Source organism: Vibrio sp. 10N.222.54.A3 (assembly GCF_041474095.1).
Classification (GTDB): Bacteria; Pseudomonadota; Gammaproteobacteria; order Enterobacterales; family Vibrionaceae; genus Vibrio; species Vibrio crassostreae_C.
This window is the reverse complement of sequence record NZ_JBFRTN010000052.1, coordinates 24,619-34,117: the sequence shown is the minus strand read 5'-3', so window position 1 is coordinate 34,117 and position 9,499 is coordinate 24,619. Positions and strand designations below refer to the sequence as shown.

Below are 9,499 nucleotides of genomic sequence, written 5' to 3'. Positions count from 1 at the left end.
CGGAAAGCCGCGATGAGCCAGAAATAAGCCCACTAACCTTGTATACCAAAGCTAGTGGGCTTATTTGCTTGTTATGGATTAGCAGTCTTATCAGCTCCTAGGAAAATTCTGAGCCTGATTATCCTACAGAAACTAGACGCTTCTCTGCCAAGACCATCGCAATGTTCGCGTTAGCGTAAGCGCTCTCATTAATGAAATGTGGATAGATATCTTGTTCCCGCTCCCAATAGATATCATAACCAAAGAAAGTCGCTAGCAACGGCTCACCTTGCTTCACGGCTTCAAAATCTCTGCCACAAATCGCTGGGTGTACCGTAGCGACTCGCATACCATCTGGACCAAGTGGCACATTCACCTCTTCAACATAGAAAAAAGCACTGTAGTCTTGTAACGCTTTAACTTGGTTAAGGTTATGGTTCTCAACGTAATCAAGAACCAAGGTTAGCATCTGCTTCATCAGTTTGAGAGTGTCGAACTTGAGTGACCCATGCGCTTGAGCCCCTACTTCTAGCATGACGCCGCGATCACCTGCCGTGCACAGGTATGGCTGCTCATCCCACGGTTTTCTGTCTTCAAAAAGAATATTGGCTTCCGGCATACGTTGCTTCACATACGCGCCCATTTTTTGGTAGAAAGCATCATTTGACAGCAAGATTAATGTCGCCCCCATATTGCTGGTCGTGTTGTGTAAATCAACGATCAATTGTTGCTCCCGATTTGCATACCTTTCGGCAAACTGACGCGCGACCGCCTGTTCATCTAAGTCAGATCCGCTTTCTTCATCACCCACAGCAAACTGACGGTTTAGGTCTGTATCTAGGTATCGTACATTCTGCTCTACCGCTTTCGGATTTGCGATAACAGAAGTCGCAGCGAACGTTGAACGATCAGCCCCATACATGCCCTCTTTGATCAGCTTATTTAGGTAAATACCTGAGAGCTCATTGCCGTGTGTTCCCGCAACCAGCAAGACTTGTTTAATTTTATCCATGATATCGATGTCCAAATGTCGAGTAATCTAGCCACTCACTATTGATACGATATAACATAACAATTACTGGCAAATTTCTCCAGATAACTTGACCGCCTTCCATAAGATAACTTTAATCAAATTCGATACATAGAATAAGACCTCACAAGTGCGAGGTCTTATTTGTCATTCAAAGCTGCTTATGCAATATCAGTTTTCTTCAATCACTTTTGTTCAGCAAGTGTTTGTGTCGCTGTGGTATTCGATGAACTCGCAGGTTTCACAATCAAACCAATCCCGACGAGAAACAGTACTGATGCAACAACCTGAGCCACAGACAGCACCTCATCATACATAAAGTAACCACTGATCAATGCGAAGATAGGCACTAACAAGGTTAACGGCGCGGTCGTGCTTAAAGGGTATTGGATTAGCAGCTTATTCCATACCCAATAACCAAATAGCGTGGTTGGGTAAGCTTGAAACAGCACCGCAATCGTCGTGTTCCAATCCCACTGTTCGATGCCCTGCCAGATTATTTGGTCACCGTGTAGCATCACTGCAAATAGCACCAATGGCACCGGAGCAAACAACATCCCCCAGACATTAAATGCAAATGCTTGAGTGGTTTTAGATGCCTTAACAATCACGCCCATCAAGGTCCAACTGCACGCCGCAATCATAATCAAGATCACGCCATTAACGGTGACATTACCCGTAGCTGCTGATACCAATACCGCCAACGCACACATGGCTAGCATCGCACCCAATAACTTACGAACGGAAGCACTCTCCTTGAACACCCACACGCCAACCGCCATGCCGATTAATACGTTGGTTGAAAGTAAGACCGATGAAAGCCCAGACGATAAACCAGCAGTGATCGACCATGAAGCCATCCCCCAAATACCCACACCGAACACAAAGCCATAACTGACTAAGTAGCGCCAAGCGACATTAGGTCTCGCTACAAAAAATATCACCGGAATCACCGCTAGCGAAAAACGCGCGGCGGTTGCTAACAACGGATGAACATTAGTCACACCCATTTTGATCATCGAGAAGTTGAATCCCCAAATCGCCATGACGAATACCGCTAACAACAAATCATTTCTTTTCATACTGACCCCTCCTTTGTTTCGAATGAGTATCCCTTGAACAATAAAACCAGTACAGATACAATTTTTACAATAAAAACCAGTACAGTTAATGGCGGTCGTGACAATGAGTATCTACAGAAAGCTAGCCAATCAGTTTATCGATGAGATAGAAACCGGCAAAAGACCGGAAGGCGGACGCATGCCTTCGCTACGTCAATTGGCCAAGCAACAAGCCATCAGCATGTCGACCGTGGTCAGCTGTTACCAAGAACTGGAATCACAAGGCTGGATACATTCTCGACCGCAAGCGGGGTATTTTGTCTCGCCTCACAAACCATCTCACTCAACGCCTGAGTGGGCACAGTTTGAGAGTAAGGTGTCCAGCGTTAGGCAAACCTCATCGACTCACAACTCAATCAATGGGCCTTTAGGGGTTTCGAGCACCACTAATGATGAGCAGTCGATCGTTGAACTGGAACGAAGTTTTCGTCGCGCTATTAGGCGTATGAGCAACAGGCTTAACCATTACCCAGATACACAAGGTGAGCCGATTTTACGACAGGCATTATCCACTCATTTTGCCAAGCTCGATGTGCACTTTTCACCTGAAGAGATGGTGATTACGGCTGGCTGTATGTCTGCGATTAAGGCCGCACTTGAATCTTGCACTAAAGAAGGCGACACCATCGCTATTAGCTCGCCATGTTTCAACGGTATTCTGGAATTGCTCGGACAAATGTCGCGAAAAATCATCGAGATCCCGTCTCTAGATGATGGTGTCGACTTGCAACAACTGGAAGCGCATTTGAAAAATAAACAAGTCGATGCCGCGATCTTTTGTACCTCTCATATGAACCCTCAAGGGATCAACATGTCAGCCACTCAAAAGCAGAAACTGGCTGAATTAGCGAATCACTATCGAGTGCCGATCATTGAAGATGATGTGTATCTGGAACTGTCCTACTCCTCACACACGCCGCTCCCCGCGAAATACTACGACAAAGGCGGTTTTGTCTTATGGTGTGGATCAGTATCGAAAAGTTTGTCACCGAGTTACCGTTTGGGATGGTGCTTGCCGGGCAGGTTTATCAACGAATACAAGGCTCAGTTCTCAGCTGCGAGCTACGGCGTTGCCCTGCCCACTCAGCTTGCGGTTGCTGACTTTATTGGATCTGGCCAATACGCTAAGCACGTGAGGAGAAGATGCACTCAGATCTTGTCTTTGCGCCAACAATACCTAAGTTATTTGGCTCAGCACCTTCCTCAAGATGTGAAGATAAGTAATCCACAAGGTGGCATGGTGCTTTGGCTGCAAATCCCAAGCTTGAACCAGTCAGCCTTTGCTCAGGGCATTACCGAGAAGAACATTGATATTAGGCTTGGACACCTGTTCAGCACTCTCGACCTTTACAGCAATTGCTTACGCATCAATATTGGGTATTCGTTAGAGGGTGGAGCCAAGCAGCAATTGGATGCCTTAATCGAGCTTATCCATATTCACAGCTAACAGCACGTAGCACGTAGCCTTTCAAAATCCGCTTTTTTAAATGCCTTCGAATGCCGAATTCTAATAGCCTTTTGTCATAAAAAAGAAGGCTATTATTCCTATCTTAATTCGGGTAAAGCCCCGAACCGTAAGGAAACCCACTCGCCTCAAAACCCTTAAATGCTGAGTTTGCAAGCACCCACAAAATTATGCAACTTGGCTAATGACACATCACTTTTTATCGTCAATATACAGCCGTCAGCGCTGGCGTTTTCCTGTATTTGAAGAGAACTATTATGAGTGATAAAACAAAAAACAAACCACTACCTTCCTTTATCGAAGAACGCTTGAACTTCTATATTCAAGACCTGATTACCCAGAACCAAAGCCAGAAGCATTTAGTATTGGGTAAACGCCCCCAGCGTAATTCCGTTGTGATGCAGAGCAATGATTACTTAGCGCTGTCACACAACAAACAGATCCAACAAGCCCATCAAGCGGCGATCTGTGAGCACGATGACAACGTGGTGATGTCTGCCATTTTCTTACAAGATGATCAGTCTAAACCTGCGTTCGAAACTGAGCTTGCGAACTATGTTGGAATGGAGAGCTGTTTGCTTTCTCAATCGGGCTGGGCGGCCAATATTGGGCTATTGCAAACCATCTGCCCACCGGGCACACCTGTGTATATTGATTTCCTTGCACACATGTCGCTATGGGAAGGGATTCGGGCTGCCGGCGCAGTTGCCCATCCGTTTATGCATAACAATATGAATCACCTACGCAAACAGTTAGAGCGCCACGGCTCAGGTGTCATTGTTGTCGACTCGGTTTACAGCACAATAGGCACCATTGCCCCACTGTGCGACATCTACGAAATGGCGCAAGAGTTTGATTGTGCGGTCGTCGTTGATGAATCCCATTCACTGGGTACACATGGAGAGAATGGTGCAGGCTTAGTGCAAGCATTGGGGCTCACCAACCAAGTCGACTTCATCACCGTTAGCTTGGCAAAAACCTTTGCTTATCGCGCTGGGGCAATCCTTGGCCCTAAACAACTGTCTAAAACCTTGCCGTTTGTGGCGTACCCTGCGATTTTTAGCTCAACAGTGTTACCACAAGAAGTGGTTCGTTTAGAGAAAACGTTGGAGGTGATCAAAGGTGCGGAAGACAAACGAGAAGCCTTATTCAATCGGGCTAAGTCGCTGACTACGGGGCTAAAGCGAATTGGCTTTAATATCCGCAGTGAGTCTCAAATTGTAGCGCTAGAGTGCGGCAATGAAAGAAACACCGAACGTGTGCGAGACTTCTTAGAAGAACGTGATGTGTTCGGTGCGGTATTCTGCCGCCCTGCGACTGGCAAGAACAAAAACATCATCCGTTTTTCAGTGAATGCCGATATGACGCCAAGAGACATTGACCATGTGCTCACGGTTTGTCACGAAGCGTACCATCACCCCGAGTTAGAGTTCGTGTAACCTTTTTCGAACCATATTTATAACCAACACCAACGGCAGGACTGAATGGACGCTATCATGTCGCGATACAAAAAGAGCCCAGCAATTCGCTGAGCTCTTTCTTGAATATATGTCTACCCAATGGCCGTGAACTTCAGACTATTACACCCGCTAAATCCAGTGAGCAATTTTATCAAACAGTCGGTTTTTATCGGCAGGTTTAACAATAAAGTCCGACATGCCTGATGATTCCATCTTTTCCAAGGTAACGGGAGAACTGTCACCCGTGTGAGCAATAATCGGCACCGAAGAGTATTCTTTGTCGGCACTGCGAATTCGGCGAGAAGCTTCAACACCGTCCATGATTGGCATTTCAATATCCATTAGGATCAAGTCGATTTCGTCGGTATCAAGCGCATCTAAGGCTTGTTGTCCGTCTTCTTTTTGCACAACATCAAAGCCCTGTTTTTCCAATAACATTGCCGTAAATCGGCGTAGAGATTCATTGTCATCGACCACCATAATCGTACGTCTAGTGGTGGCCTCTAGCGGTTTTACAGCAACCGATGGCATCACGTAGTTGGAGTCAAACAGTAAACGGTCAATGGTCGCTTTAGTATTTAGTAGCCAGACTTGTGTTTCCACCCAAATAGGCTCGAAAGAAATGTTACGTACACGCTTGATAGGATGACGCTCATACAAGTAAATGATTCGCGCCTCAGTGAACGAAAGTAACGATTCAATCTTATCGAGGCAACTAGCTCTTAAATCCAAGCTCTCCATATCAACGAAAATCAAGTCGAACTCAAATTGATATTCCTTATTCTGAAGCGCTGATGCCACATCCAAAATCTCTAGGTCAAAACCCATAAAGCGAGAGATTTCAGTCATTTTACTGGAAAGCACTGTCTGATCACTGATCATCAGCACCGTCTTGAGTTTAGTCAGTTCGCTCTTGATTTCCTCTACCGAATTGGAAGTCAAAGATGGGAAAATCATCGTGAACTGTGTCCATTGATCCACTTCAGACTGGCATTTAATCTCACCACCAAACGAGCGCATGACCTTCTGACAAAATGGCAAACCTAAACCGTAATTACCCGACTGGCCTGTGGTGTAAAAGTCTTGGAAAATACGACGAATGATATCGCTCGAAATACCAGAGCCGTTATCCGTCACCATTATCTGGTTCGTCACTTCATCACTGAACATGGTGACATGAATATGAAAATCTTCAGGGCTACGATGATGGAACGCATTCTTGAACAGATTATACATGACGTATTTCAACAAGGTGTCGCTACCCAAGAACTCAAAGTTACTCTGCACATCCAAGGAGATTGCTGACTTATCAGCAGAGCGCTTGTAATTGAAACTGTCTATCGCATCCTCAACCACCGCTTGCGCTGAATGCTTCTTAAACGTAGATCGAGAGACTCGGTTTTCATCAATTGAAGTCAGTAACAGATCTATCGTTTCGTTACCGGAATGAATGATCTCCATCGCTTCATCGCCCACTTCACGCAACTGAATCACTTCTTCATTGCTTAACGCATATTGCCCTTTTTGATCGCCACTTTTAGGGTTCGGCAATATGGACTGCATGACATCAATAGAGGTAAGTAATCCGCTTAGAGGGTTTCGCATCTCATGGGCAATACCCGCACCAAAAGACTTCGCCAATGACACCTTGTTTTCATGTTCCACCTGATTGCGGAAGTAGAACAAGTTGCCGAATAAGTAGATAAACAAAAAGATTGGCACATGCGTCCAATCCATTGTGAGTTCGAGGTAGAAGCCTTGTGCAATCCAAGCGCACAAGGTAGCAATCCCAATACCGGCAAAGGTTTGTGCAAACATCACTCTCGTCACGTGCACCAATAAAATATGGAGGAAAATAGCCGACATGAATGACATAACCCAAACGTTGGACCAATTATTCATTAGCAGCATGTAGAAGAAGAAACCTGGCAAACAGATAGTTACGGCAACTTGATAATAAGCCGGAAGGTATTTTCGCCATTCAAATGGGACGCGATTGCGAAATATAATGCCAAAGAACAATACCGAGCAAAACAGGCGAAGCGCTAAGTTTTCGTAGGGTTGCGGGAACAAAAACTCCCACACAATGTAGTAAATTGGGAAGCCGACAAAGCCCATCCAACCCACGAGGGTTAAATTCGGTTCTGCGTACTGGTAAACTTTACGAATCGCGTTCATACGAAATACTTTGCTCTCTAAGCCCTGACGTTTATTAATTCTATGATTTGGTTTTTATACTTATATTTTGGCGCCGATTATATTACACATCACGTCCGAGCAGTGAGGTTTCAATCAAATATGTACCAACGCATTTGTTTTTATTATTAAGCGTAGATGAATGATGCACCCTGCTGACGCTTAAATTTAAGTACGAGTGCTTGGTTCAGGGATGGGCATGCGCGGTGTTCTTTTGATAACTGTGTTCAGCTTACTGCTATGTCACTGTTACTCGATGCATTTTTCTTGGAGTATCCCCGTAATCTATCACTGCGTAATGTTGCGTTACCCTGTTATCCCAGATCGCCATTGAGCCGTTGTCCCATTTGAAACGAACTTGAAACTCAGGGCGTCTCGCAATTTCAAACAGTTGGCTGAGTAAAACATCACTCTCTTTGCGGTCGAGTTCGTTGATATAACGAGTAAACTGTTCATTGATACAGAGCGTTTCTTTATCCGTTTCAGGATGAACTTGAACAACAGAGTGAACCACTGGCGGATTCTCCTGTGCTGTTTTAATCAAGGATTTGTGCCAATCGAGATCAATGTCTTCTGATTCTATACCTTCAAAGGCCACAAGCGAATGAGTCGCCGACAACCCTCTCAACTTAGCTTTCATATCTTCATGTAGAGATTCAAAAACCGCAGTCATAGAACACCAGATAGTGTCACCACCAATGCTTGGAATGTGTTGAGCATGCAACAGGGAAGCTTTCGACGGCAAGCTGCGCCACGTTAAGTCGGTATGCCAATAACTTTCCTTTGGCGCATTGCCACGGGTTGTTTCAATCACACTCACCTGTGGCGCACTTTCCACGCGAGGGAAGAAAGGATGTGCAGGTTCTAACGTTCCAAAGCGCTGTGCAATCATCAAGTGTTGTTCTGGAGACAAAGTCTGCCCGTCGAGAAAGATCACTTGATGGGCAATAAGTGCCTGATACACCTTATCGAGTTCATCAGCACTGCATGTAGAAAGCTCTAGTTCGTGAATACGAGCGCCGATGTGAGGAGTAATGGGTTCTATTTTCAACATACTTTCGCTTATTGGTGATATTGAGTTGCAGGGCGGATCTGACTACTAACAGTAAACCGGGTAAATGCTGATTTTCTTTCTCACTTGAAATAGAAAGTCGTCTCTCCGAAACAAAAAAAGAGCTCCTAAGCTGGAGCTCTTTTCGTTTTTTGATACTTCCTGTATCCATAGACAAGTCCAATCTGTAGTACTTTCACTGAAAGCCAGATCATCGATATCTCCAGTTGTGTATCACCAATAAATCTAGCATACAATCTTCAGACTGTTCTGGGACACAACCGAGATAATCAACTCTAGTGCCAAGCCATCTCGCCGCTTAGCACTTTCGCGCCAAGTTCTAAATCGCCTTCCGTAGCCTCAAATTTCGGGTAGGCTTTCTTCATGTAATCACTGATCTCGACCGATGTTGGATTACTTTTGCTCGCCAACGCTTTTTCAATATCAGCCACATAATCCTTCGTGAAGTGAACTGCATTTATTCCTGTTGGCATTTCACCTAAATAGTGACCCGGAATTACAACCTCTGGCTCTAGTGCTTTCATACGCTTCAACGATTGTGACCACTGGCTACGAATCTCTTTCGATGCAGTATCTGCCATCCATACATGCACACCGCTATACACCGACACGCCACCAAACACCGTTTTTTCAGACGGAACCCATAGGTAAGCTTGGTGTGTATTTATCTCTTTCACTTCGATGGTTTCACCTTCGATGCTTAATGTTGTGTCGTTCATCACCATTGGAACAATCACCTTAGAGGGCGCGTTGCCTTCTAATATAGGCCCCCAGTATTCAAGCTTTGCATCTTTGGTGCGTTTGATATGCGCGACAACGGCTTCACTGGCAACGACTTTAACGTTAGGAAATGCCGAAACTATCGGTTCCAAACCAAAGTAGTAATCTGGGTCGCCGCTGCTGATGTAAACCATCGATAATTTTTTGCCTGTGGCTTTGATTTGCTCCACCAAATTTTGTCCGTCTGCGACACTGAATTGTGCGTCAAATAGAATCACTTCTTTCTCACCCGAAACCAATACCGAGCTTGCAGGGAATATCGCGTTCTCACCGGGGTTATAGTGAGTGATGTTCAGATCCACAGCTAAAGCAACACTTGATGCCAGCACGGTTCCTAGGCTTATGGTTCCTAAAAGCATGCTTTTTGATAACAGGTTTTTCGATAACGTATTCATG

General features: G+C 45.1%; 7 protein-coding genes. 2 read left to right on the top strand and 5 right to left on the bottom strand.

Going from position 1 to position 9,499, the window contains the following annotated elements:
- Positions 1-118 precede the first annotated feature (118 nt).
- Complete coding sequence (locus tag AB4507_RS12030) at positions 119-991, bottom strand: aspartoacylase (RefSeq protein WP_372182748.1); 873 nt, start codon at positions 989-991, stop codon at positions 119-121.
- A 203-nt stretch (positions 992-1,194) separates the two neighbouring features.
- Positions 1,195-2,091 carry an EamA family transporter gene (locus AB4507_RS12025; protein WP_136982160.1) on the bottom strand — a complete coding sequence of 299 codons (897 nt, stop codon included), beginning with the start codon at positions 2,089-2,091 and terminating at the stop codon, positions 1,195-1,197.
- Positions 2,092-2,194: 103 nt separating this feature from the next.
- On the opposite strand from AB4507_RS12025, the gene AB4507_RS12020 reads away from it, so the two are divergent.
- Together AB4507_RS12020 and cqsA are read left to right on the top strand one after the other, a co-directional pair.
- Complete coding sequence (locus tag AB4507_RS12020) at positions 2,195-3,577, top strand: PLP-dependent aminotransferase family protein (protein ID WP_372182746.1); 1,383 nt, start codon at positions 2,195-2,197, stop codon at positions 3,575-3,577.
- A 275-nt stretch (positions 3,578-3,852) separates the two neighbouring features.
- A complete protein-coding gene (cqsA, locus tag AB4507_RS12015) occupies positions 3,853-5,034 on the top strand; it encodes an alpha-hydroxyketone-type quorum-sensing autoinducer synthase (protein WP_372182744.1) in 1,182 nt (393 codons plus the stop codon).
- A 150-nt stretch (positions 5,035-5,184) separates the two neighbouring features.
- Here the strand turns inward: cqsA and AB4507_RS12010 are convergent, their stop codons facing one another.
- The 3 genes from AB4507_RS12010 to AB4507_RS12000 form a co-directional block, all read right to left on the bottom strand.
- The gene (locus AB4507_RS12010) at positions 5,185-7,233 is read right to left on the bottom strand and encodes a response regulator (RefSeq protein ID WP_372182743.1); all 2,049 of its coding nucleotides are present in this window, start codon (positions 7,231-7,233) and stop codon (positions 5,185-5,187) included.
- Positions 7,234-7,489: 256 nt separating this feature from the next.
- Positions 7,490-8,305, bottom strand: a complete 816-nt coding sequence (locus AB4507_RS12005; protein ID WP_017059123.1) for a TauD/TfdA family dioxygenase — start codon at positions 8,303-8,305, stop codon at positions 7,490-7,492.
- 293 nt (positions 8,306-8,598) lie between these two features.
- A complete protein-coding gene (locus AB4507_RS12000; RefSeq protein ID WP_372182741.1) occupies positions 8,599-9,498 on the bottom strand; it encodes a Vmh family MBL fold metallo-hydrolase in 900 nt (299 codons plus the stop codon).
- Position 9,499: the final 1 nt, after the last annotated feature.